This window comes from Cnuibacter physcomitrellae, assembly GCF_014640535.1.
GTDB classification, from domain to species: domain Bacteria; phylum Actinomycetota; class Actinomycetes; order Actinomycetales; family Microbacteriaceae; genus Cnuibacter; species Cnuibacter physcomitrellae.
This window is the reverse complement of the sequence record NZ_BMHD01000001.1, coordinates 1013689-1037200: the sequence shown is the minus strand read 5'-3', so window position 1 is coordinate 1037200 and position 23512 is coordinate 1013689. Positions and strand designations below refer to the sequence as shown.

At 72.4% G+C, this 23512-nt stretch carries 19 protein-coding genes; 9 read left to right on the top strand and 10 right to left on the bottom strand.

Going from position 1 to position 23512, the window contains the following annotated elements; translation table 11 throughout:
* The first annotated feature begins 117 nt into the window (after nucleotides 1–117).
* Nucleotides 118–792: a hypothetical protein gene (locus tag IEX69_RS04840; RefSeq protein ID WP_157127192.1), complete on the top strand. Its 675-nt coding sequence runs from the start codon at nucleotides 118–120 to the stop codon at nucleotides 790–792.
* Nucleotides 793–839: 47 nt separating this feature from the next.
* Here IEX69_RS04840 and IEX69_RS04835 read toward each other — a convergent pair whose 3' ends face one another.
* The gene (locus IEX69_RS04835) at nucleotides 840–1679 is read right to left on the bottom strand and encodes a PhzF family phenazine biosynthesis protein (protein ID WP_085019966.1); all 840 of its coding nucleotides are present in this window, start codon (nucleotides 1677–1679) and stop codon (nucleotides 840–842) included.
* A gap of 248 nt (nucleotides 1680–1927) precedes the next feature.
* On the opposite strand from IEX69_RS04835, the gene IEX69_RS04830 reads away from it, so the two are divergent.
* The 3 genes from IEX69_RS04830 (at nucleotide 1928) to IEX69_RS04820 (ending at nucleotide 7805) form a co-directional block, all read left to right on the top strand.
* A complete protein-coding gene (locus tag IEX69_RS04830) occupies nucleotides 1928–5968 on the top strand; it encodes a GH92 family glycosyl hydrolase (protein WP_174604459.1) in 4041 nt (1346 codons plus the stop codon).
* Nucleotides 5969–6123: 155 nt separating this feature from the next.
* A complete protein-coding gene (locus IEX69_RS04825; RefSeq protein ID WP_085019964.1) occupies nucleotides 6124–7446 on the top strand; it encodes an MFS transporter in 1323 nt (440 codons plus the stop codon).
* Between the two features lie 65 nt (nucleotides 7447–7511).
* Nucleotides 7512–7805: a DUF4287 domain-containing protein gene (locus tag IEX69_RS04820; RefSeq protein WP_085019963.1), complete on the top strand. Its 294-nt coding sequence runs from the start codon at nucleotides 7512–7514 to the stop codon at nucleotides 7803–7805.
* 217 nt (nucleotides 7806–8022) lie between these two features.
* Here the strand turns inward: IEX69_RS04820 and IEX69_RS04815 are convergent, their stop codons facing one another.
* The 7 genes from IEX69_RS04815 to IEX69_RS04785 form a co-directional block, all read right to left on the bottom strand.
* Nucleotides 8023–8598, bottom strand: a complete 576-nt coding sequence (locus IEX69_RS04815) for a pyridoxine/pyridoxamine 5'-phosphate oxidase (protein WP_085019962.1) — start codon at nucleotides 8596–8598, stop codon at nucleotides 8023–8025.
* Nucleotides 8595–9401 (bottom strand): creatininase family protein, encoded by an 807-nt coding sequence (locus tag IEX69_RS04810; protein WP_217348601.1) that lies wholly within the window; start codon nucleotides 9399–9401, stop codon nucleotides 8595–8597. The genes IEX69_RS04815 and IEX69_RS04810 overlap by 4 nt, the downstream gene beginning before the upstream one ends.
* On the bottom strand, nucleotides 9398–10726 hold the full coding sequence (locus IEX69_RS04805) for an FAD-binding oxidoreductase (protein ID WP_085019961.1): 1329 nt from the start codon (nucleotides 10724–10726) through the stop codon (nucleotides 9398–9400). The genes IEX69_RS04810 and IEX69_RS04805 overlap by 4 nt, the downstream gene beginning before the upstream one ends.
* Nucleotides 10727–10807: 81 nt before the next feature.
* Nucleotides 10808–11989, bottom strand: coding sequence for a nitrate ABC transporter substrate-binding protein (locus IEX69_RS04800; RefSeq protein WP_085019960.1), 1182 nt, complete (start codon nucleotides 11987–11989; stop codon nucleotides 10808–10810).
* 81 nt (nucleotides 11990–12070) lie between these two features.
* A complete protein-coding gene (locus IEX69_RS04795) occupies nucleotides 12071–12922 on the bottom strand; it encodes an ABC transporter permease (protein WP_085019959.1) in 852 nt (283 codons plus the stop codon).
* Between the two features lie 5 nt (nucleotides 12923–12927).
* The gene (locus tag IEX69_RS04790) at nucleotides 12928–13698 is read right to left on the bottom strand and encodes an ABC transporter ATP-binding protein (RefSeq protein ID WP_085019958.1); all 771 of its coding nucleotides are present in this window, start codon (nucleotides 13696–13698) and stop codon (nucleotides 12928–12930) included.
* Nucleotides 13699–13706: 8 nt separating this feature from the next.
* On the bottom strand, nucleotides 13707–14960 hold the full coding sequence (locus tag IEX69_RS04785) for an amidohydrolase family protein (RefSeq protein WP_085019957.1): 1254 nt from the start codon (nucleotides 14958–14960) through the stop codon (nucleotides 13707–13709).
* 271 nt (nucleotides 14961–15231) lie between these two features.
* Here IEX69_RS04785 and IEX69_RS04780 point away from each other — a divergent pair, with 271 nt between their 5' ends.
* Both IEX69_RS04780 and IEX69_RS04775 read left to right on the top strand, forming a co-directional pair.
* Complete coding sequence (locus IEX69_RS04780; RefSeq protein WP_085019956.1) at nucleotides 15232–15825, top strand: helix-turn-helix domain-containing protein; 594 nt, start codon at nucleotides 15232–15234, stop codon at nucleotides 15823–15825.
* Complete coding sequence (locus IEX69_RS04775) at nucleotides 15822–16769, top strand: PDR/VanB family oxidoreductase (RefSeq protein WP_085019955.1); 948 nt, start codon at nucleotides 15822–15824, stop codon at nucleotides 16767–16769. Before IEX69_RS04780 ends, IEX69_RS04775 begins: the two co-directional genes overlap by 4 nt.
* 121 nt (nucleotides 16770–16890) lie before the next feature.
* Here the strand turns inward: IEX69_RS04775 and IEX69_RS04770 are convergent, their stop codons facing one another.
* The gene (locus IEX69_RS04770; RefSeq protein WP_085019954.1) at nucleotides 16891–18234 is read right to left on the bottom strand and encodes an amidohydrolase family protein; all 1344 of its coding nucleotides are present in this window, start codon (nucleotides 18232–18234) and stop codon (nucleotides 16891–16893) included.
* A 115-nt stretch (nucleotides 18235–18349) separates the two neighbouring features.
* On the opposite strand from IEX69_RS04770, the gene IEX69_RS04765 reads away from it, so the two are divergent.
* Entirely contained in the window at nucleotides 18350–19480 is a 1131-nt protein-coding gene (locus IEX69_RS04765; RefSeq protein ID WP_085019953.1) for an XdhC family protein, read from the top strand.
* Nucleotides 19477–20877: an 8-oxoguanine deaminase gene (locus tag IEX69_RS04760; RefSeq protein WP_085019952.1), complete on the top strand. Its 1401-nt coding sequence runs from the start codon at nucleotides 19477–19479 to the stop codon at nucleotides 20875–20877. The genes IEX69_RS04765 and IEX69_RS04760 overlap by 4 nt, the downstream gene beginning before the upstream one ends.
* A 686-nt stretch (nucleotides 20878–21563) precedes the next feature.
* Here the strand turns inward: IEX69_RS04760 and IEX69_RS04755 are convergent.
* Nucleotides 21564–22190: a LysE/ArgO family amino acid transporter gene (locus IEX69_RS04755; RefSeq protein WP_085019951.1), complete on the bottom strand. Its 627-nt coding sequence runs from the start codon at nucleotides 22188–22190 to the stop codon at nucleotides 21564–21566.
* Between the two features lie 69 nt (nucleotides 22191–22259).
* Between IEX69_RS04755 and IEX69_RS04750 the strand changes: the two genes are divergently transcribed.
* On the top strand, nucleotides 22260–23135 hold the full coding sequence (locus IEX69_RS04750) for a LysR family transcriptional regulator ArgP (protein ID WP_217348600.1): 876 nt from the start codon (nucleotides 22260–22262) through the stop codon (nucleotides 23133–23135).
* Nucleotides 23136–23512 lie beyond the last annotated feature (377 nt).

Sequence of the window (23512 nt, the reverse complement as noted above, 5' to 3'; positions counted from 1 at the left end):
CGGCGTCGTCCTCCGTCTCCTGCGGGTTTCGCTGCCTTCGTGACCTCTCGCGGGGTCAGTGGGCGCGCGGAAGGTCAAACAGGGCGCGAAACCCCGCTTCATGGCAGGGTGCGTGTCATGGGGATGCGGAGAGCGGCGTGGGTGGGCGGCCTCGTCCTGGTGTCGTGCCTCGCCGTCACCGGGTGCACGGCGAACACCCCGGACGGGACCGCGCCGGAGGAGACGGTGGGCTGCCCGCCCTCCCCGACCGGGGAGACCGACGTCGTGACGCCGGAGGAGTTGTGCGTCCGGGACGGGCGCCGGTGGCAGGAGTCGAACTACACCTTCATCGTGAACACACCGGAGTGGACGTCCTCGCCCGAGTGCGACGCCGCGCGGAAGGACGCGTGGTGGGGTGCGTGGTCGCACGTCCAGGAGAACATCGAGACGATCGACCTGGGCGTCGCCGCGGAGCCGGAGCGGCTCGAGGCGTCGATCGGCATCGCGATCATCGACGACCGGGCCGGCGGCGTGGCCGACGACCCCCTCGCGGCGCTCGACGCCGAGGTAGCCGCCTGCTCCGCATCCGACCCCACGTGGACCGCGGTCTCGCACGAGGGCTGGAACGGCGTGAGCGGGCCCTCGCAGCAGGACGGCGACACCGTCCGCTCGACCTGGTGGACCGACGCCGGCGACCGGTGGGTGGTGGTGCAGACGTACGTCGCGAACGGCGTCACGGCGGCCGAGACCCAGGACGCGGAGGACGCGGTGCTCGCCGTCCTCGACGCCCAGGCCGCCGCCCTCGGCGCCTGACCAGCGCCACGCGGGTCCCCGAGCCCGGACGGGCGGGGCGGGCGGGGTCAGAGGAGGGCGGTGCCGCGGACGACGGTGGTGCACGCGCCGCCCACCCAGAGGTCGTCGCCGTCCGGGGTGATCGAGACGCGGCCGGCTCGGCCCAGGCGAGTGCCCTGCGAGGCGGTCCACGCGCCCGTCATGGCGCCCGTCCGCAGCAGCCACTGGGCCACGCTCGCGTTGAGGCTGCCCGTGACCGGATCCTCGCCCCCACCGAGCGCCGCCGAGAACGCACGGACCTCGAACGCCTCGGGCGACCCGGGCGGGTACGCGCCGACCACGCCGACCTTGGCGTCGGGGATCAGCGCGAGCCGCGGCTCCACGGCGAGCACGTGCTCGGCCGACGGGAGCTGGATCACGAGCCACCCCGGTCCGTTGTCGACCCACTGGTGCGCCACGACGTCGTCCGTCTCGACGCCCAGGGCCTCGACCACGCGCGCCAGGAGGGCGGCGTCCACCGGACCCGAGCGGACGGTCGGCGGCGCCGCGAACGACAACATGTTGCCCTCGATCCGGATGCGGACGAGTCCCGCCCCGCACTCCTGCACGATCGTCCCCGCACGCTGCGGCGATCCGCCCCCGTCGAGCCAGGCACGCGCGCTTCCCAGCGTGGGGTGCCCGGCGAACGGGAGCTCACGGGTGGGTGTGAAGATGCGCAGCCGGTAGTCGGCGTCCGGGTCGACCGGGGGCAGGAGGAACGTCGTCTCCGACAGGTTCGTCCAGTGCGCGAGGCCCTGCATGTCCGCGTCGGACATCCCCTCTCCGTCGAGCACCACGGCGACCGGGTTCCCCCGGAGCGGCTGCGCCGAGAACACGTCGACCTGGGCGAAGGAGCGGAGACGGGCCATCCCGCGACGATAGCCGCACACCTCCCGCTCGCGCGCGGTCCACCGCGCATCCGGTGGACGCCTCGAGGTTCCGTTCCCCGGTCGCCGCGGCCGTTCTGACGTGTCGCGCGCCCTCTGGTCGGGCGATCCTCCAGACAGGGCGCGGAAGCGGGGGAGGCGGGGAGCCCGTGTCACCCGTTCAGGGTTGACAACGTTGTCACATGGATGGTTTCATGGCGGAACAATCCCAGGTCCATCGGAGTACCTACGTGACATCTCGCACCATCCACGGCCGCCCTCTGCGTGCCGCCCTCGCGGCCGTCGCCACCTCGGCCCTCGCCGCCGGCCTCACCGTCACGGGGGGAGGGATCGCCCAGGCCGCCGCGCCGGCCGCGACGAACCCCCTCGTCACCGATCCCGCCCAGTACGTCGACCCGCTCGTCGGCAGCTCGAACGCGGGGAACACCTACCCCGGAGCGGTCGCCCCGTTCGGCATGCTCGCCTGGAGCCCCGACCAGAGCACGGTCGCGGGGGACGGCACGCTTCGGAGCGCCTCCCCGAGCGGATACGACTACAGCCGCGACATCATCCGCGGCTTCGGCCTGACCCACGTCTCGGGCGCCGGCTGCGCGGGCCTGTCGGGCGACCTCCCCTTCATGCCGGTGAGCGGGAGCGTCGACGTCTCACCGTCCGCCGCCGACGCGGCGGGCACGCCCTTCCAAAGCACCTTCTCGCACGAGAACGAGCAGGCCTCGCCGGGAAGCTACTCCGTCGACCTCGACAACGGCGTCCAGGTCGACCTCGGTGCCACGACGCGCACCGGCGCGGGACGATTCACGTACCCCTCGGGCTCGCCCGCGTCGATGCTCATCCGCACCTCGGACTCGCTCGTCGGCTCGAGCGATGCCGACGTGCACATCGACCAGGCCACGAACACCGTGTCCGGTTCGGTCACGAGCGGCAACTTCTGCGGCGGGTTCACCGGCGACGGCATCCTCCAGAAGAGCTACTACACCGTCTACTTCACCGCCCAGTTCGACACCCCGTTCGCGAGCGTCGGCACCTGGCAGGACGACCAGCTGCGCCCGGGCACGACTGAGGCGGAGGGCGGGACCACCTACCCGGGCGGCTACCCGCCGGCGGGCAAGGGCTCGGGCGCGTACGTCGAGTTCGACACCTCGGCCGGCAGCACCGTCAACGCGCGCGTGGGCATCTCCTACGTGAGCCTCGCCAACGCGCAGGAGAACCTCGCGACGGAGAACCCGGACGGGACGACCCTCGAGCAGGTGCGCGACCGGACGCGAGCCGACTGGAACGAGCAGCTCGACCGCATCCAGACCGGCGGCGGCACCGGCGACGAGCGCACCACCTTCTACACCGCGCTCTACCACGCTCTGCTGCATCCGAACGTCACCAGCGACGTCAACGGTCAGTACACGGGCTTCGACCTCGCGACGCACGAGGTGCCGGAAGGGCGGGATGCGCAGTACGCCACGTTCTCCGGCTGGGACGTCTATCGGTCGCAGGTGCAGCTCGTCACGCTGCTGGACCCGAAGCGCGGCAGCGACATCGCGGCGTCGCTCCTCGACCAGGCCGACCAGAACGGCGGCGAGTGGGACCGCTGGACGCACAACTCGGGCGGCACGCACGTCATGGTGGGCGACCCGTCGGCGGTCGCACTGGCCGGGATCGTCGCCTTCGGCGGCGACGACTTCGACGTCGACCGCGCGTACCAGTCGCTGAAGACCGCGGCCACCGTGCCCACCGCGAACGATCTGTCCCGGGCGGGCTGGAACATCGCCGTGGTCGGACAGCGTCCGTCGCTCGATCAGTTCCTCCAGCACGGGTACTACCCGGAGGGCTGCAACGCCTGGGGCTGCCCCAACGAGACGCTCGAGATGGCGGCGGCCGACTACGGTCTCGCCACCCTCGCCGACCACCTCGGGTACGCCGACGACCACGACGCCTTCATCGCCCGCTCGCAGTCGTGGCAGAACCAGTTCAACCTCGCCGCGACCCCGGCGGGCGGGTACGTCCAGGGCCGCAACGCCGACGGCACCTGGACCACCGGGTTCGACCCCGCGTCGAGCAACGGCTTCGTCGAGGGCACCAGCGCGCAGTACACCTGGATGGTGCAGCACGATCCGGCGGGGCTGTTCCAGGCGATGGGCGGCAACGCGGCGGCCGAGTCGCGGCTCGACGCCTTCTTCCACGAGGTGGGCGACGAGGACGGCGACGGCGTCCCGAACGAGTGGACGCTCGCGGGCGGCTCCTGGGACACCAACCTGCACTCCAACGTCGACAACGAGCCGTCGATCGGCGCGCCGTGGCTGTACAACTACGCCGGCACCCCGTGGAAGACGCAGGAGACCGTGCGCGCCACCATCCAGCAGCTGTGGCTCGACACGAAGGACGGCGTGCCCAACGGGCCCGACGGCATCCCCGGCAACGACGACCTCGGAGAGATGTCGTCATGGCTGGTGTTCGCCGCGATGGGGCTGTACCCGGAGAACCCGTCGCGCTCCGAGCTGACGGTGGCGGCTCCGCTGTTCACCGACACGGTCATCCACCGCGCCAGCGGCGAGACGATCACCCTCTCCGCGCCTGCGGCGAGCATCGAGAACCAGTACATCCAGTCGATGAGCGTCGACGGGCAGGCGCAGACCGCGACCTGGCTCCCGGCCGACGCGATCTCGCACGACACCGTCGTCGACTACACGCTCGGCAGCGCTCCGAATACGTCGTGGGGGACGGCAGCGGCGGATGCGCCCCCGTCGGTGCGTCAGGGCGAGCAGTCGGTGCTGGCGAGCGTCGACCCCACGACCGACGCGGTCCGGGGCGGAACCACCTCGCCGGTCACGGTGCGTGCACAGCGCTTCGGCGACGCCGCGGTCGACGCCGGGTACTCGATCGAGGCGCCCACCGGGCTCACCGCGGACGCCCCGTCCGGGAGCTTCGCCTTCGACGAGAACGGGACCGCGACGACGCCCGTCGTGCTGCGGGCCGCAGCCGACCTCGCCGCGGGCACGTATCCGGTGACCGTCCACTTCACTGCGAACGGATCGGCGCTGCCTGACGCCGTCGTGAACGTCTCCGTGCACGAGCAGGGCACCCCGGTGATCGACACGAGCTTCGAGGACGGACAGGCCCGCCCGACCGACAACACCGTCCTCGACCAGGACGGCTGGAGCGAGTACTGCTGCGGCATCGGCGGACCGGAGACGAAGCTCCACCAGGAGAAGGCGCACACCGGCAGCTACTCGATCGTCTACTCGGGCCGGGCCGTCGAGCGCGACGCGAGCGCGACGACGCAGCTGCTCGACGTCGACGGGCTGCGTGCGCAGGCCGGCTCGACCCTGAGCTGGTCGGTGTACCCGCAGGGGGAGACGACCGCCATCGCGGGCCTGGTGCAGGATGCGAGCCAGTACGTCGCGGTCGACCTCCTGTTCTCGGACGGGACGCGCCTGAGCGACAGCGGCGTGACCGCGTCGAACGGCGCGACCCTGGATCCGCTCGCGCAGGGGGGTGTGCTCACGACGGATGCCTGGAACGACGTCTCCGTCGTGCTCCCCGACTCGGTGGACGGGAAGACCATCGATCAGGTCGTGCTCCACTTCTCGACGGGAGACCACTACGCCACCGCCGACGACAACGGGTATCTCCGCGGGTGGGTCGACGACCTGCGGCTGACGCAGCAGTTCTCGCCGCTCACCGTCACGCCGTCCGCCGGGCTCGCGGCCACCGCCGGCGTCGCGCTCGACGCGGTCCTCGCGACGTTCACCGGGGGTGCGGGAGCGAGCGCCGACGAGTACACGGCGACGGTGGACTGGGGCGACGGGACGGGCGTGTCCTCCGCGGCCGTGACGTCGGGAGGCGACGCCCCCGGCGTCCGGGCCCTCGCCGACGGCGAGGTCTACTCGGTGAGCGCGAGCCACACCTACGCGGCGGTCGGCGACTACGCGGCCGTGGTCACGGTGACCGACGCGGACGGCGTCCAGGCGACCGCGACGGTCACGGTCGCCGTCACGCCGGCGGACCCGGGGCCCGGTCCCGGCGGACCCGGCACGGGCGGTCCGGGATCCGGTGGGCCGGGATCGGGTGGACCTGGCTCAGGTGGTCCCGGTGCGGGCGGGTCCGGCCCCGGCGCGGGTGGGTCCGGCTCGGGCGCGGTTCCCGCGGGGACCGGATCCGACGGGTCCCTCGCCGCCACGGGCGCCCCGACGTACCTGCCGGGCGCGGCGATCCTCGCCCTCCTCGCCGGGCTCGGGGGTCTCGCCCTCGTCCTGCTGCGCCGCCGCCGCGCGTCGTAGCACCTCGACCCACCGTCGCCGGCCCCCACCACGGGCCGGCGGCGGTGCCCCTCCCGCCCTCCTTTCCGCACTGTGCGTCCGCCCGGACGTCATCCCTCGGCGGCGTTGCTCGCAACCCCCACGGCATGGTGCTCCGCAGAGACGAGAGTCGGAGGATGAGCAGCGTCACGAGCAGCCCGACCGCCGATGCCGTCGATCATCGGCGGCGGATCCTGATCCGCAGGATCAACCTCAGCGCAGCCTGGGGGGAGGGACTCGACGGATACGACCTCGGCGTGCTCAGCGTCGTCCTTCCCGCGATCACGGTCGCTCTCGGGATGTCTCCGGTGGAGGCGGGGCTCGTCGGCGCCTCCTCGCTCATCGGGATCTTCGTGGGCGCGCCCCTGGCGGGCTGGCTGTCCGATCGCTTCGGTCGGCAGCGCATGTTCACCATCGACATCCTCTGCTTCGTGGTGCTCGGGCTGGCGCAGGCGTTCGTGACCGACACCGGCCAGCTCTTCGTCATGCGGGTTCTCCTCGGCATGGCGATCGGGGCGGAGTACGCGATCGGCGCGGCGATGCTGGCGGAGTTCGCTCCGTCGAAGGGGCGTGGGCGACGACTCTCTGCACTGCTCGTCTGCTGGTACGGCGGCTTCCTGGTCGCCGTCGTCGTCGCCTACGCGATGACCGCGGGCGGGCTGTCGTGGCGCTGGGTCCTCGCGACGAGCGTCATCCCTGCGGCCGCGGCGTACGTCATCCGGTTCGGGGTGCCCGAGTCGCCGCGGTGGCTGCTGAGCCACGGGCGCACGGTCCGGGCACGGGAGGTCATCGACCGGCACCTCGGCGACGAGTACGTCGAGCGCGAGGGCATCGCCGACGAGACTCGTCGGCGGGGCGGATACCGGGAGCTGTTCCGGGGAGAGAACAGGCGCCGCCTGATCTTCCTCGCGGTGTTCTGGGCGTGCAACGTGGCTCCGTACTTCGCGATCTTCACGTTCGCGCCCGTGGTGCTCGAGTCGTTGGACCTCGGCGACCCGACCGCGGGGACCATCGGCGTGAACGCCCTGGCGACACTCGGGGCTCTCGTCGGCGCGCTGACGATCGAGCGTCTCGGACGACGCAAGCAGCTCATCCCGCCGTTCTGGATCATGGCGGTCGCGCTGGCCGTGGTCGGCATCTGGTCCGGAGCGCCAGCCTGGGCGACCCTGCTCTGCTTCGCCGTGTTCGCGTTCTTCAACGCCCTCCAGGGCAACCTCACGGCGGTGTACCCGATCGAGATCATGCCGACGGAGGTCAGGAGCTCGGCGGTCGGCGTGGCTGCGGCCGCCAGCCGCGTGGGCGCGGCCGTCGGCACGTTCCTCCTCCCCGTGGGGATCTCGACGATCGGCACCGGCTGGTGCATGCTCATCGGCGCGGGCATCTGCGTGATCGGCGCCGTCGTGTCGCAGGTGCGCGCACCGGAGACGACGGGGAAGACGCTGGCTGAGACTAGTCGCTGAGACGAGCCGACCAGCCGCCCTGATCCGCCCTCGACGTGCTCGGCGGCCGCCGGTAGGGTCGGGGCATGTCGTACCAGGCGTATCTCGACGCGATCGAGGCGAAGACCGGGAAGACGCCGCAGCAGCTGCTCGACGAGGCCGCCGCCCGCGGCTTCGGCCCGGGCACGAAGGCGGGTGAGGTCGTGGACTGGCTCCGCGACGACTACGGCGTCGGACGCGGCCACGCGATGGCCCTCTACGGCGTGCTCAAGAAGGGCGCCGATGGCGCCGTCCCCGAGAAGCACGTGGGCGCTGCGGGCTCGCACCGCGACGAGTCCGCGACCCTCCGCCTCGACGGCATCGCCGCCCGCGACTCCTGACCCGCCCTCGCTCCTGCGCCGCTTCCGCGGCGAGTGCCCCCCCGGGAAGCGCGGCTGCGCGGGGCGTGGAAGCGCTCCTTCTGGGTGTGCTCGGGTCGTGGGTGATGAGCCGCGGGGTGTCTCGGCGGGACGGGCGCGCATCCGCGGGCGAGTGCACCCGGGATGCGCGGCTGGGCGGGGCGTGGAAGCGCTCTTTCTGGGGGCGCTCGGCTGGGCGTCAGCCGGGGAGGAGGGACTCCTGCCACGTGGAGGACACGAGGGCGAACTCGCGGCGGCGCGAGGCGGCGTCGTCGCGGCCCTCCCAGAACGTGAGGCGGACCGGCGCGACGCGGAAGCCCTGCCAGGTGTCCGGCGCGGACAGCGCGGGGTTCGCGGCGTCGAACGACGCCCAGCGAGCGACCCGCTCCACCTCCGGCAGTGCGGCGAAGGCGGGGTCGTTCAGCCACGCCAGCAGCTGCAGGTACCGGGACCGGTGTCCGTACGCCCACGTCTCCTCGTCGGCGGAGGCGGGGGCCGCGTCGCCCTGCACGACCAGCTGGCGCTTGAGCTCGGGCCAGACCAGCGTCAGCGCCGCGCGGGGCTCGGCCCCGAGCTGCAGCGCCTTCCGAGACCGTGCGTCGGTGTGGAGGAAGAACCCGTCCTCGTCCCACTCCGAGAGCAGCACGGAGCGCGCATCCGGATACCCGTCGAGCCCGATCGTCGACAGCGTCATCAGCGGACGCGCCGGCGACTCGTTCGACGGCAGCCACTCCTGCAGCAGCGCGAGGGCCGGCGCCGGGAGCGCCGCGCTCATCGGGAGCCGTCCGCGCTGAAGCGGGCGACCTCGGCGAACGCGGCCACCGCCTCCGAGACGGCGTTCTCGAAGAGCTGCGCGCCGTAGGCGGCGTTGGCGCGGGTGGGGTCGCCGACGGTGCCGTTCGTGCCGAAGTCGTTCGACAGCCAGCCGAACGTGACGCGCTTCTTGAAGCCGATGTGCTCGTACCCGGCGAGGTGCTCCGGCACGCTCCGCTCGGCCAGCGACAGATCGACGAGATCCGGGCGCACGTGCATCACCAGCGAGGTCTCCGCGTGTCCGCCGTGGATGCCGAGCCCGAACTCCTCCGGGGCGTCGTCGTCGTGGGCGCCGGCGGGCACCGACGCGCCCATGAGGAAGGTCTCGAGGCCGTAGAGCCGCCGCAGCTCGCGGCACGCGACCTGCAGGAGGGCCAGGTTGCCGCCGTGCCCGTTGAAGAAGACGAGCTTGCGGGCGGGCATCGCGGCGATCGAGTTGCCGAGGTCGACGACGGTGCGCATGAGGGTGTCCCAGGACAGCCACATCGTCCCGGGCGCCCAGTGGTGCTCGTCGGACTTGGTGTAGGCGAGCGCGGGGAGGATCCAGACGTCCTGGCCGTCCGCCGCGGCGCCGTCGACGGCCGCGTTCGCGATCGAGTCGGCGAGCAGGAAGTCGGTCATGAGGGGCAGGTGCGGTCCGTGGTGCTCGATGGCGCCGGTCGGCAGCACCAGGACCGAGTCCGACGACAGCGCTGCGGCGGCGGCCGGCCCGGAGAGCTCGACGAGCTTGCGCGACGGGAGCGAGGACGACACGGGGCTGCTCACGAGACCTTCGCCCCCGTGGGTGCGGTGGCGGCGACGAGCTTGCCCGGGTTGAGCAGACCCTCGGGATCGGTGGTGGCGGCGACCGCGCGGGTGCGGTCGGGCTGGTGGTCGACGAACCACTGGTGCGGGCTGTGGTAGCCTACGCCCAGCTCGACGAGCCGGTCGTAGCCGGCGTAGACCTCCTCGGCGCTGACGTACGGGGCGGCGAGCATCCCGATCGGACGATCGTGCTGCGCCTCGATGTGCAGGAGCGCGCCGGGGTAGACGGACTGCACCTCGTCGAGGCGGTCGACGAGGGCGTCGCCCGACACCTCGACGTGGAAGTAGACGCCCGGGTCGCTCTTCTGCAGCCACTCGATGGGGTGGTTGTACGACAGCATCGAGATGCGCACCGTGTGCTGCGGACCCTCGCGGACGTCCTCGACGCGTCCCCCCGCGCCCTCGACGAGCGCGGTCGCCGCCTCGATCGTGGCGACGTCGAGGATGGCGCGCAGCGACGCGCGGTCCTTCACGATGGCCGGATCGTCGGGCAGGGCGTTGACGATGGTCTCGCGGTCGGCCGACACCAGTCGCGGTGTGGGCTCGAGGCGCCCGATCTGGCGGATGACGCCGGTCGCCGCCTCGAAGGTCGGGAAGCTCGCGTAGAAGCCCCGCCAGTCCTGCATCGGCTCGAGCGCGATGGTGGCGCGGGCGATGATCCCCGCCGTCCCGTAGGTGTGCACGTAGGGCTGGGCGTCCTCACCCTCGACGTGCACGAGCGCCGCCTCGGGGGAGGCGAACACCACGTCGAGCGCCTTGACGAAGTAGCCGTTCGAGTTGCTGCCGTGCTTGATCGAGCCGGTGCCGCCCGATCCGCCCGACAGGAACCCGCCGAGGGAGGACTGCGCGGTCGAGGGGTACATGAGGATCTGCTGCCCGGTCTCGCGAGCCGCGTTCTCGAGCACCACCATGGGCGTGCCCGCCTCGGCGGTGATGTACCCGTCGCCCACCTCGACGACCGCGCGGGCCTTCGACATGTCGAGCACCAGCCCGTCGGGCATCGGGATCGCCTGCCCGTAGTTGCCCGTCCCCTTGCCGCGCGGCGTCACCGGAACGCCATGACGCACGGCGGCGGCGACCACCTCCGCGATCTGCTCCGCGTTCTGCGGGAAGGCGACGAGGTCGGCCAGCCCGAGCGGCAGCTGCTCGGCGAGGATGGGGGACATCCGCGCGCCGTCGACGGAGGCCTTCTCACGGCCGCGGAGGTCTGTCGTCACGCCGCGCTCGCCGAGGAGGTCGGTGAGCTCGGCTGCCAGTGCGGCGATCTGGTCGGGGGAGGTGCTCATGATGCGGTCCTTCTCAGACGTGATCCGCCACCTCCCGCCGGCGGCACGAGGGCCGCGCGGCGGGAGATGACGGATCGGGGATTACTTGGCCGGGAGTCCGATCGAGGTGTCGATGAACTCGTTGGTGTAGATGTCGTCGACCGTGAGACCGTCGGCGGGCGGGGTGCCGAGCTTCTCGAAGACCGGCGACACCGCGTCGTAGAAGGTCTTCATGCGAGCGTCGTCGAAGTCGCCGATGGTGCTGTTCGGGCCGTTGCCCACGATGCCCTCGTCGATCATGGTCTTCACCGAGTAGTCGGCCACACCCTGGGAGTAGACCCAGCCGGTGTCGAACTGCTTGACGAGGTCGAGGATCATCGTGTTGACCGGGGCGGGGTCGGCGAAGTAGTCGACCTCGGCCTGCTGCAGCACGGGCACGAGCGCCTTCAGGCAGCCGCTGTCCTTCTCGAGGTCACCCGAGCGCACGACCATCGCCGACTGGTACGCCTCGTAGCCGAGGTCGTTGACGAGCTCGTACTTGACGGGCTTCATCCAGCTCTCGACCTCGTTCTCGTAGATGTACGGCTCGGCCGACGCGAAGCCCTGCTGCGCATCCTTGCCGCCCGAGGCGACGAAGGACGCGGGGGTGCCGTCGTAGCTGCCGTCGGACTGCGCGGTCGGCACGGTGCCGACGGAGTTGAGGTACTCCATGTAGGCGGATCCGCCGAAGTAGCGGACCACGGCGCCCTTCGCGACGACGTCCTGGACGGTCTTCGCGTCGGGGTAGGTGGCCGGGTCCCACATGATCATCAGCGGGCTGATGTCGAGGGGAGCGAACACGGCGGTGGTCGGAGCGCTCTGGGAGAGCAGGACCGACTCGTCGGTGGTGACGTAGCCGAGCATGATGTCCTGGTCGGTGTACATCTGGGTCGACACCTGCTGGAAGCCGATCGCGGGGCCGCCGGAGCGGACCTCGACGTTCACGCCGGTGTACTCGCCCTTCGACATGAGCGGGCCGGAGACGGACTTGTTCTGGGCGTCCACGGTGTAGCCGGGGCCGAGCATCTGGTACAGGTGGCCGTGCTCGGCCTCAGGGTTCCAGTCGGTCTGGATGACGACCGTCGCCGGGCAGCCGGCGGCGGCGAGGTCGACCGAGCCGACGGTGAGATCGGCGGAGGCTGTGGACTCCGACGAGCTCGATCCGCCCGAACAGGCGGACAGGGCGACCGCGGTGGCCGCGGCGAGACCGGCCGCGATGACCAGTCTGGATCGGGTGCTGCGCATGACTACTCCTCGAGTTGTGCGTGTGATGCAGGGAGGTGGAGCTGTGGTGCGGGTGGTGCGGTCGAACAGGTAGGGGGGGCGTCAGTTGGCGGAGAAGTCGTACCACTTGCCGACGACGCGCTTTCCGATCCAGCCGAACAGCGCGAAGATCAGCACGCCGAAGAGGCAGGCGACGATGATCGCGGCGAACAGCTCGGCGGACTGGACGCGGGACTGGTAGTTCGAGATGAGGGAGCCGAGGCCCGGCTCGCCCCGGCGGAAGAAGTAGTCGCCGACGATCGCGCCGATGACGGAGAGGCCGGCGGAGATCCGCATCCCGGCGAAGATCGCGGGGAGCGCGGCGGGGAGCTCGAGCTTCGTGAGCACCGTCCAGCGCGACGCCTTCTGCAGCTGGAACAGCTCGCGCTGACCCTTGTCGACCGACTGGAGTCCGAACAGGGTGTTCGACACCATCGGGAAGAGCGAGATCAGCACGCAGACGATGATCCGGGCGGGGTAGTCGAAGCCGAACCAGAACCCGATGAGCGGCACGAGCGCGAGGATCGGGATGCACTGGAGGATGACGGCGTAGGGGAACAGCGAGCGCTCCACCCACCGCGCCTGGCTCATCGCGATGGCCCAGAGCACGCCGATCACGATGGCGATCGCGAGGCCGACGAGCGCCACGATCGCGGTGCGTCCAAGCGCGACCATGATGTCGCTGATGACGTCGCCCTTGAAGAACGCCTGCGTGAACAGCTCGTGGGGTGGCGGCAGCAGGAAGCGGCGCTGCGCGTCGAGCACCACGTAGGAGACGAAGTACCAGATCGCGATGATGGCGAGCGCGACGAGGATGGGCGGGCCGTACGTCCCGAGCGGGCTCTTCGCCTTGCGGACCGTAGCCGGCTTCGCGAGCGTCCGGTTCTTCGGGGGAGCAGGAGGGGTGGTGGTCATGATGCTTACCGGTGTCCTTCTCGGAGTGCGTGGGAGACCTTGCCGGAGAGCTCGGCGAACTCGGCGGTGAAGCGGATGTCGGGATCCCGCGGGAAGGGGAAGTCCACCTCGAACTCGTCGACGATCTTCCCGGGACGACCGGACATGACGATGACGCGGGTGGAGAGGTAGACGGCCTCGGCGACGGAGTGGGTGATGAAGAGCCCGGCGAACTGCTGCTCGTCGAAGAGGCGGATGAGCTCGTCGTTCAGGCGCTCGCGGGTGATCTCGTCGAGCGCGCCGAAGGGCTCGTCGAAGAGGAACAGCTCGGGGTTCAGGGTCAGCGACCGCGCGAGGGAGGTGCGCATCTTCATGCCGCCGGAGAGCATCCGCGGCAGGTTCTTCTCGAAGCCCTTGAGGCCGACGAGGTCGATGGCCTGCGCGGCCTGGGCGGCGCGCTCCTTCTTGCCGATGCCGTTGAGCTCGGCGAGGAGCTCGACGTTGGACTGCACGTCGCGCCAGGGCAGGAGCGTCGCGTCCTGGAAGACGTAGCCGATGCGGCTGGTGTCGATCTCGACGGATCCGTCGGAGGCCTTCTCGAGGCCCGAGGCGATCCGCAGCAGGGTCGACTTGCCGCAGCCGGAGGGACCGACGACGGTGACGAACTCGCCGCGCTTCACGGTGAGATCGACGCCGGACAGGGCGACCGTGCCGTTGGGGAACGTCATCTCGACGTTCTCGAACTTCAGCAGCGTGTCGGTGGTGGTCTCGGGAAGCGTCTGCGTAGCGATGGACATGGAGCTTCTCACCTCGTTTCGACTAGGGATCGTGGGGCTGGGACGGCGATGCGCCGGACCGTCTCGCTCTGGGCGACGAGCATCCCGGCGTGGATGACGGCGCGGTCGGCGGGCGCGGTGGCGATGACGTCGGAGAGCGAGGCTCCCCGGACGGCGACGAGCTCGGCGCGCGCACCGGGCACGACGCCGGCGTCGGGCAGGCCCATGACGCTGCGGGCCCCGATGCTCACCGCGTCGTAGGCCTCGTCGAGGGTGAGGTGTCCGGCCGTGACGAGGAGCATGGCCGTCTCGAGCGCATCCCCTCGGCCCACTGGGTTGAACGGGTCGCGCACGTTGTCGGCGCCGGCACCGAGGCGCACGCCGGCGTCGAGCAGGGCGCGCACGGCGGTGAGCCCGCGAGGGGTCGAGGTCGGATGCTCCCAGCCCTGCAGGTAGAGGTTGGTGATGGGGAGGGTCACGATGCCGATGTCGGCGGCCACCACGTCGTCGATGATCCGGCCGAGCTCGGCGGCCTCGAGCGTGCCCAGCCGGACGCAGTGGCCGGCGGTCGCGACCCGGCCCGCGGGCCGGTCGCGGAGCGCGATCGCGAGGGCGTCGAGCGTGATCGCACCGGAGAGGCTCTCGTCGGTGTGCATGTCGACGCCGACGCCGTACCGCTCGGCGATCGCGAGGAGACGGTGGAGGTCGGCGATCGGGTCGTCGGCGAGATGCGGCGCGCCGCCGACGAGGTCGATCCCCGCGTCGAGCGCGGCCTCGACGACGGCGTCGGGCACGGTCGGCCCGGCGAGGGCGACGAGCTCGAGGTCGAGGATCCCGGCGAGCTCGTCGCGCACCCGGACGAGCGCCTCGACGCCGCGCAGCGGAGCCTCGCCGTGGAGCAGATCGACGTGGGTCCGGATCGCGGTGGTGCCGTTGGCGAGCATGGCGAGCGCGGTGGTGCGGGCGCGGTCGGCGATCGAGTCGACGGTCATCTCCGCCGAGTAGGCGCGCCACGACTCGATGGCGAGCCCGAGGTCTCCCATCGGCGGGCGGATGAGGTCCCACGACAGCGCCTTGTCGAGGTGGGCGTGGGGTTCGGCCGGGGCCGGGAGGAGGAGGAAGCCCTCGAGGTCGAGGACCGAGTCGGGATCGGCCGGACGAGGTGCCGTTCCCGCCGGGAGCACCTCCGCGACGGTGTCGCCGTCGAGCACCACGTCGACGGTGCGTCCGTCGCGGAGGGAGGCGCCGGCGAGGAGTCCGAGGGGGCGGGGGAGAGCGGTCATCGGCGGCGTCTCCTCTGCGCTCGGGTGGGTCTCGCTGGTGGGGCTCTGATGGGGCTCGGGCCGGGCTCGTGCGAGTCCCGGGGCCGGTCGCAGAGGCCTCTCCGAGCGGACCCCGGAATGTTGATGGCCTCAACACGGGCCACGCTACGAGCGCTTCGTTTCCGACACGTAACGCGGTGATTTCGCATTATTAATTGCTCGGGACGCCGATTTCCGGCTTGGGCGGTGTCGTGATTACTGTTCTCGCGAGACCAGTTCGAAAGGGGTCGCCATCAGCACCGGAAGCGTCGCACTCGACGAGCAGACCGAGCGCCTCGGCGCGCGCATCCGCTCGTTCAGGCAGGCGCGCGGGCTGACGCTCGTGGAGCTGGCGCGACTGTCGGACCTGTCGCATCCGTTCCTCTCGCAGCTCGAGCGCGGGCACGCGAGGCCGAGCATGCCGTCGCTCGAGCGCATCGCGCGGGCTCTGGGCTCGAGCCAGGTCGAGCTCATGGCGGGGTCCACCGATCAGGAGCTGCCGTCGGGGCAGCCGGGTCGCGCGTCGGTGGTGCTCGCCCATGAGGGGGTGCAGGGTCCGTTCGGGGGCGGGCAGGCGCGCATCCTCGTCCGGGGGGACGCTCCGTTCATCCCGATGGACTTCGCCGGCCAGAACGCCGAGTTCGGCGAGTTCTACACCCACGACGAGGCCGAGTTCCTGCACGTCGTCAGCGGCACGGTCGTCGTCGACCTGGCGGACGAGGGGATCCACACGCTCGAGCCGGGGGACTCGCTGCACTACGCGGGAGGGACGCTGCACCGCTGGCGTTCCTTCGACGGGAAGGCGTACCGCATGTTCATCGTCAAGGAGCGGAGGGCGGGCGCATGAGCGTCTCGCTGGCCCAGCTCGACCTGGTGGTCGCGGAGGCGCGTCAGGTCGCGGAGGGGGTGCTGCTCCTCGAGCTGGTGTCTCCCAGCGGGGCGAACCTCCCCGCCTGGACTCCCGGGGCGCACCTCGACGTGGTCGTGCGGCCCGGGGTGGAGAGGCAGTACTCGCTCTGCGGCGACCCGTCCGACCGCTCCCGCTACCGCATCGCCGTGCTGCGCGAGCCCGACGGGCGCGGCGGGTCCGCGCACCTGCACGACCACGTGCACGCCGGGTCGGCGCTCCGGGTGAAGGGCCCGCTCAACCACTTCGAGCTCGAGCCGGCGCCGGCCTACCGCTTCGTGGCGGGTGGGATCGGGATCACGCCCATCCTGCCGATGATCGCTGCCGCGGACGCCGCGGGCGTCCCCTGGACCCTCGACTACGCCGGGCGCTCGCGGGCGACCATGGCGTTCGTCGACGAGCTCGTCGAGGCGTACGGATCGCGGGTCACCGTGCACGCTGCCGACGAGGGCGGCCGACTCGACGTCACCGCGCTCGATCCGTCTGGCGCTCAGGTGTACAGCTGCGGCCCGGCGCGGATGATCGAGGCGCTCGAGGCCCGCGCCGCGGGCTGGCCCCGGCACACGCTGCACGTGGAGCGCTTCGAGGCGCGCGCCGTCACCGAGCCGGTCTACCACGAGGCGTTCGAGGTGGAGCTGGAGCTGTCGGGCATCACCGTGACCGTGCCTCCGGAGAAGTCGATCCTCGACGTCGTGGAGGAGCAGGGCGTGTTCGCCCTCTGGTCCTGCCGCGAGGGCACCTGCGGCACGTGCGAGACACCGGTCGTGGAGGGCGAGGTCGACCACCGCGACTCCGTCCTCACCCCCGAGGAGCAGGAGGCCAACGAGGTCATGATGATCTGCGTCTCCCGCTCCGCCTGCCCCCGCCTCGTCCTGGAGCTCTAGCCCGCCTGCCCGCCGGGCCCTCCGCGGGTTTTCGCGCCCTTCTTGGCGTTTCGCGTGGTCAATGGGCACGCGAAACGCCACACAGGGCGCGAGAGCAGCGTGTGGGGGTCGCGGCGGCGGATCAGGGGCGGCGGGCGGTGAGCAGGGCGGCGAGGTCGGCGGCGATCGCGCGCTCGTCGGCGGCGACGAGGGCGTAGTCGCGGACGACGACGCGGCCCGCGACCACGACGTGCCGGGGCCGGCGGCCCGGGTTCGCCCAGAGGAGCCCGGCCACCGGGTCCGCGACACCCGCGTCCGCCACGCCCGAGACGTCCCACACGCAGAGGTCCGCCGCGGAGCCGGGGGCGAGCATCCCGAGCTCGGGACGGCCGAGACCCGTGGCCGAGCCGTGCGTGGCCATCGACAGCACCTCGCGGGCGGTGAGCGGCCGACCGGCGAGGGGGGCGACCTGCATCGCCAGCCGCGCATCCGCCAGCAGGTGGCCGGCGTCGTTGCTGCCCCCGCCGCTCGTGCCGAGGCCCACCGGCAGCCCCGCGTCCCGGAGCGCGGCGACCGGCGCGATGCCCCAGCCCATCGGCAGGTCGCACCCGGGCGCGTGCGTGGCCGTGACACCGCGCTCGGCCAGGAGGGCGATCTCCGCATCCGTGACGTCGCAGAGGTGGGCGAGCGTCACATCCGGCTCGAGCCAGCCCCACTCGTCGAGGAGGTCGATCGGACGCCGTCCGTAGCGCTCCAGCGCGATCGCGACGTCGACCTGCTCGTTCGCCTGAGTGCGTCGTCGGAGCCCCCGCCGCGCGGCGACCTCCCCGAAGCGCTCGAACGTGTCCCGCCCGTCGCTGTGGACGCCGGCCGGTCCGATCGCGACCTGCAGCATCCCGTCGCCCGTGAGGCCGCCGCGCGCCGGGGCGAGCGACTCGGCGATCGCGTCGGCGGACTCCGCGGCCTGGGCCGCGTCGTCCCGGGCGGCACCGCGGACGAAGACGAGCCGTCCGCCGAGCTCGCGGGCGGCGGATGCGGTGGCCGCGGCCAGCGCGACCGTCTCGTCGGTCGACATCGCGGCGGGCCAGGTGAGGTGGTGGTCGGCGACCGTGGTCACCCCGCTGAGGAGTCCCTCGGCGACCGCGGTGAGCGCCGCGGCGTGGGCGAGCTCGGGGTCGACGCCGACGCTCGAGTAGGCGGCCGCCATCGTGGGCAGCCAGTCGCGCATCGCGACCCCGCGCGTGCCCGGGAGCGTGCGGAACGCGCTCTGCAGCAGGTGGTGGTGCGCGTTGACGAGGCCGGGGGTGACGACGCAGCCCGAGGCGTCGAGGACCTCGGTCGAGCTCGTGCTCGGGGTTCCCGGGGTGCTCGCCAGCGAGGCGACCACGCCGTCCTCCACCACGACGTCGCCGCCCGGCTCGAGGCCGTCGGCCGGTGCCGCGGCGGTGCCGGTGAACACGTGCTGGGCGTCGCGCAGGATGAGCATGCACCGATCATGGCAAGCGGATGTGTCGGGCAGATGTCGTACGACGCGGGGGACGGCCGACGTAACGTCGGCGTCACACGGCCGACCTATGCTGAGGGCACGACAGGAGGTCCGCATGCTCGAACTCGCCTCCCGGCTGCTCGCCGTGATCGACGCGGGCGGGCGCGTCGCCGTCGCGACCGTGGTCGCCGTCGACGGGAGCGCCCCGCGGGCGCTCGGCACCTCGATGGCGGTCGATGCCGCGGGCGCCGTGATCGGCAGCATCTCCGGTGGCTGCGTCGAGGGCGCCGTCTACGACGCGTGCGTCCGCGTGCTCGAGACCGGGCGGAGCGAGCTGTGCGAGTTCGGCTTCAGCGACGACGACGCCTTCGCGGTGGGCCTGGCCTGCGGGGGGCGGCTCAGCGTCGTCGTGCACGAGCTCGCGCCGATCGGGCAGCGCAACGTGCTCGACTCCCGCGTACGGCAGGAGCTCGAGGCCGCGGCCGACGGGCGGGCGGCCTCGCTCGGTCTCGTCGTCGACGACGAGGGCGGCCGCATCCTCGCGCCGGGCTCCGCTGAGGAGGATCCGCGGCTCCTCCGCGAGATCGACTCCGCTCGCTCGAGCGGGGTCACCCGGCGGCGGGCCGTCGAGTGCGACGGCGAGGTCGTGCAGCTGCTCCTGCTGGCCAGCGCTCCGCCGCCGCGCATGATCGTGTTCGGCGCGGTCGACTTCTCGGCCGCGCTCGCCTCCGCGGCGGCCCTGCTCGGATACCGGGTGACGGTGTGCGACGCCCGTCCCGTCTTCGCCACGGCCGAGCGCTTCCCGCAGGCGGAGGTGGTCAACCGCTGGCCGAGCGACTACCTGGCCGAGACCGAGGTCGACGAGCGGACGGTCCTCTGCGTCCTGACCCACGACGACAAGTTCGACGTCCCGTTGCTCACCCTCGCCCTCCGGCTCCCGGTGGCGTACGTGGGCGCGATAGGATCCCGGCGCACGCACGACCGCCGCCTCGAGCGCCTGCGCGAGGCCGGTCTCGAGGAGGCCGAGCTGGCCGTGCTGCACTCGCCGATCGGGCTCGACCTCGGCGCCTCGAGCCCGGAGGAGACCGCCGTGTCGATCCTCGCCGAGGTGCTGCAGAGCCGCACGAGCTCGAGCGCCGCACCGCTTCGCGAGACCCGTGGTCCGATCCATCGCCCGGCGGCGGAGGCGGAGTCGGCCGCGAGGTCGGCCGCGGGTCCCGTCTCCCTGGAGGGCCGGGCGGGATGAGCGCCGACCGACTGATCCTCGAGCACGCCTACGTCGTGACGGTCGACGTCGACGGCACTGAGCATCCGGACGGTCACGTGGTCGTCGACGGCGGCCGCATCGTCGCCGTGGGTGCCGGCGCGGCGCCCGGCTGGGCCCGCGAGGGGGCCGACCCGCAGCGTCCCGATGCCGGCGGGTTCCTCTCCGTCGAACGGCTCGACGCCTCCGGGTGTCTCGTCACGCCCGGCCTCGTCAACACGCACCACCACCTGTACCAGTGGCTCACCCGCGGTCTCGCGCAGGACAGCATCCTCTTCGACTGGCTCGTCGCGCTCTACCCCACGTGGGCGCGCATCACCGCCGACACCGTCGGCCCCGGAGCGCTCGGGGCGATGGCGGTCGCGGCCCGCTCGGGCTGCACCACCGTCGGCGACCACCACTACGTCTTCCCCCAGGGCGGCGGCGACGTACTCGGCTCGATCGTCGAGGCCGCGAGCGAGCTCGGCGTGCGCCTCCACGCGACCCGGGGATCGATGGACCTCGGGCGCTCGCAGGGCGGACTGCCGCCCGACTTCGCGGTCGAGACGACGTCCGCCGCGCTGCAGGCGAGCGCCGATGCGGTGCACCGCTGGCACGACCCGTCGCCGTCGTCGATGGTGCGCATCGCGATCGCCCCGTGCTCCCCGTTCTCGGTCACTCCCGAGCTGCTGCGCGATGCGGCGGTGCTCGGGCGCGAGCTCGGCGTCCGGCTGCACACGCACGGCTCGGAGACCGTCGAGGAGGACGCCTTCTGCCTCGAGCGCTTCGGCACGACCCCCACCCGCTACCTCGACGACCTCGGATGGCTCGGCGATGACGTGTGGATGGCGCACTGCGTCCACCTCGACGACGACGCGATCGGGCGGTTCGCGCGGACGGGCACGGGTGTGGCGCACTGCCCGTCGTCGAACGCGCGCCTGGCGGCGGGCATCGCGCCCGTGGCCGACCTCCTCGCCGCGGGGGTGCCGGTGGGCCTGGGCGTCGACGGCGCGGCCTCGAACGAGTCGGGGCAGCTCGGCACCGAGATCCGGATGGCGACTCTCGCCGGGAGGCTGCGGTCGGGGGCGTCGGCGATGAGCGGACGGACCGCTCTGCGGATGGCGACGATGGGCGGGGCCCGCGTCCTCGGGCGTTCGGCCGAGATCGGGTCGCTCGAGGCCGGGAAGCTCGCCGACATCGCGGTGTGGGACGTGTCGGATGTGGAGCACGCCGGCATCGCCGACCCCGTCGCCGCGCTCACCCTCGGCGCGCTGCCCCCGCTGCGGCGCCTCTTCGTGAACGGCGAGGCGGTGGTCGCCGACGGCGAGCTCACCCGTGTGTCCTCCCGCGACGTCGCCGCGCGCGTCTCCCGTGCCGTCGACACCCTCCTCGCCCGCTAGGGCTCGCTGCGCGCGCGGCGCGCCGGGCGGCGTGCGCCGCGCGGCTGCGTGTGCTCGGCCGCGACTGCGCGGCCCCGGAGGGCGCTCTTCCTGGGTGCACTCGCGCCCTGCGGGTGAGCTCCCGCGCTCTGTGGGCAGGGCGTTCGTGCGACGCTCCTGTGCACCCAGGAACCGCGGGCACGCGGGCTGGGAAAGCGCTTCTTCTGGGTGCGCTCGAGTTCGGTCGGTGTGCTCGCGCGCGGCGGGGGCGCGTTCCCCGCGCGCTGTGCACCCAGGAACCGTGGGCGCGCGGGCTGGTAAAGCGCTTCTTTCGGGTGTACTCGAGCTCGGCGGGTGAGCTCCCGCGCTCTGTGGGTGGGGCGTTCGTGCGACGCTCCTGTGCACCCACGAACCGCGGGCGCGCGGGCCGGGAAAGCGCTTCTTCTGGGTGCGCTCGAGTTCGGTCGGGGTGCTCGCGCCGCGGCGGGCGCGTTCCCGCGCGCTGTGCACCCAAGAACCGCGGACACGCGGGCCGGGAAAGCGCTTCTTCTGGGTGCGCTCCCGCTAGGTCGGTGCGATCAGGCGCGGTGCGTCCCTAGGGCGCTCCTGTGCACCCGGAAACCGCGGGTGCGCGGCGCGGGAGAGCGCTCTTTCGGGGTGTACTCGCGCCTCGAGGGTGAGCTCGGGCGCGGGGCAGGGCGGGCGGGTCAGGAGGGGAGGAGCAGGGGGAGCACCAGGGAGACCGCGAGGGCGAGCATCACGAGGGCGATCGCGGCGTCGAGGATGCGCCAGGCGAGCGGGCGGGCGAAGACGGGGCGGAGCAGCCGTGCGCCGTATCCGAGCGCCGAGAACCACAGGACGCTGCCCGCGGCGGCGCCGAGCGCGAACCACCAGCGCTCGTCGCCGTGGGTGTTCGCCACGGATCCGAGAAGGAGCACGGTGTCCAGGTAGACGTGCGGGTTGAGCCAGGTGAGCGCGAGGCACGTGAGCACGGCGGCCCACAGACTCCCGGAGCCGGGGCGCGCATCCGCGGTGAGGATCGCTGGACGCAGTGCGCGCCTCGCCGCGAGCACTCCGTAGAACGCGAGGAACACCGCGCCCGCGAGCCGCACGATCACGAGCACGAGCGGGAACTGCTCGACGATCACGCCGATCCCCGCCACGCCCGCGGCGATGAGCAGCGCATCGCTCGCGGCGCAGATCGCCACCACGGCGCCGACGTGCGAGCGCAGCAGCCCCTGCCGCAGCACGTACGCGTTCTGAGCGCCGATCGCCACGATGAGGGAGAGCCCGAAGCCCAGTCCGGCGAGGACGGCAAGGAGAGGGGAGGTCACGCGTCGACGCTACGGGGCGGTCGTCGCCTGAGTCCAACTGAACATTCCACTGAACCATTAGCATCGCTGATGATGAACCTGCAGCCCGATCAGCTCGACGCCCTCCGCGCGGTCGTCTCGGAGGGCAGCTTCGAGCGCGCGGCCCGCGCCCTCTCGGTCACGCAGTCGGCGGTGAGTCAGCGCATCAAGTCGCTGGAGACCGCGGTGGGGGCGGTTCTCGTCACCCGGACCAGGCCGGTCGCGGCGACCGCCACCGGCGAGGTGCTGCTTCAGCTCGGGCGGGAGATCGACCTGCTCAGCAGGGAGGCGCTCGTCCGGATCGGCGCGGCGGAGAGCATCCGGCCCGAGGTGCCGATCGCGGTGAACGCCGATTCGCTGGCCACCTGGTTCCTGCCCGCCGTGGCTCCGCTGGTGGAGTCGGTCGGGCTCCGCGTCCTCCGGGAGGATGAGGGCCACACGCCGGCGCTCCTCCGCGACGGGAGCGCGATGGCGGCGGTCACCTCGGACCGCGAGCCGGTGCAGGGCTGCTCCGTCGAGCCGCTCGGCGCGATGCGATATCGACCGCGGGCGAGCCGGTTCTTCGCGGCGCGCTGGTTCGCCGAGGGGGCGACCCCCGCCTCCTTCGCGGCAGCGCCGGTCGTGGCGTTCGACGCGAAGGACGACATGCAGGATGCGCTCCTGCGCGCACGCGGCCTCGACCCGTCTGCGGTGCCGCACACGTTCATCCCGGCCTCGGTCGACATGGCGGAGGCGGTGCGCCGCGGCTTCGGATGGGCGATGCTGCCCGACCTGCAGGTCGCCGACGGCGACGACCTCGTCACGATCGACGACCAGGGCACGCGCGACGTGCCGCTCTACTGGCAGCAGTGGCGCCTGCGCTCCACCGCGCTCACGGCCGTCGCCGACGCCGTCCGCGCCGGCGCCGCCCTCGCGCTCCGTCGCTGAGCCCGTGCTGCGTCTGCAGCTGGGCTCGTGCTGCGTCTGCAGCTGGGCTCGCGCTGCGTCCGGGTTCTGCGGTGGGCCAACTCCGGAGATTCAGCGCGACACGCCGTGCGGATTCCGAAGTTGGCTGCGATGGAGTCGAATCTCCGGAGTTAGCTCCACCAGAACCGGGCGGTCGGCAGCGCCAGCGCCAGGGTCCGGGTTCCGCGGTGGGCCAACTCCGGAGTTTCAGCGCGACACGCCGTGCGGATTCCGGAGTTGGCTGCGATGGAGCCGAATCTCCGGAGTTAGCCCCGCCGGTCCGGCCCCGACCGGCCCGAACCGGCGCGGCCCGGCCCGGCCCGGCCCGGAAGGCCCGAACCGGCGCGGCCCGGCCCGGC

Bases quoted from the DNA above. Each gene is read 5' to 3' on its own strand.
- IEX69_RS04785 (WP_085019957.1), bottom strand. From the start codon at position 14,960: ATGACCGCTCTCCCCCGCCCCCTCGGACTCCTCGCCGGCGCCTCCCTC.
- IEX69_RS04770 (WP_085019954.1), bottom strand. From the start codon at position 18,234: ATGCTCATCCTGCGCGACGCCCAGCACGTGTTCACCGGCACCGCCGCG.
- IEX69_RS04750 (WP_217348600.1), top strand. From the start codon at position 22,260: ATGATGAACCTGCAGCCCGATCAGCTCGACGCCCTCCGCGCGGTCGTC.
- IEX69_RS04820 (WP_085019963.1), top strand. From the start codon at position 7,512: ATGTCGTACCAGGCGTATCTCGACGCGATCGAGGCGAAGACCGGGAAG.
- IEX69_RS04775 (WP_085019955.1), top strand. From the start codon at position 15,822: ATGAGCGTCTCGCTGGCCCAGCTCGACCTGGTGGTCGCGGAGGCGCGT.
- IEX69_RS04805 (WP_085019961.1), bottom strand. From the start codon at position 10,726: ATGAGCACCTCCCCCGACCAGATCGCCGCACTGGCAGCCGAGCTCACC.
- IEX69_RS04825 (WP_085019964.1), top strand. From the start codon at position 6,124: ATGAGCAGCGTCACGAGCAGCCCGACCGCCGATGCCGTCGATCATCGG.
- IEX69_RS04760 (WP_085019952.1), top strand. From the start codon at position 19,477: ATGAGCGCCGACCGACTGATCCTCGAGCACGCCTACGTCGTGACGGTC.
- IEX69_RS04795 (WP_085019959.1), bottom strand. From the start codon at position 12,922: ATGACCACCACCCCTCCTGCTCCCCCGAAGAACCGGACGCTCGCGAAG.
- IEX69_RS04765 (WP_085019953.1), top strand. From the start codon at position 18,350: ATGCTCGAACTCGCCTCCCGGCTGCTCGCCGTGATCGACGCGGGCGGG.
- IEX69_RS04840 (WP_157127192.1), top strand. From the start codon at position 118: ATGGGGATGCGGAGAGCGGCGTGGGTGGGCGGCCTCGTCCTGGTGTCG.
- IEX69_RS04835 (WP_085019966.1), bottom strand. From the start codon at position 1,679: ATGGCCCGTCTCCGCTCCTTCGCCCAGGTCGACGTGTTCTCGGCGCAG.
- IEX69_RS04815 (WP_085019962.1), bottom strand. From the start codon at position 8,598: ATGAGCGCGGCGCTCCCGGCGCCGGCCCTCGCGCTGCTGCAGGAGTGG.
- IEX69_RS04800 (WP_085019960.1), bottom strand. From the start codon at position 11,989: ATGCGCAGCACCCGATCCAGACTGGTCATCGCGGCCGGTCTCGCCGCG.
- IEX69_RS04790 (WP_085019958.1), bottom strand. From the start codon at position 13,698: ATGTCCATCGCTACGCAGACGCTTCCCGAGACCACCACCGACACGCTG.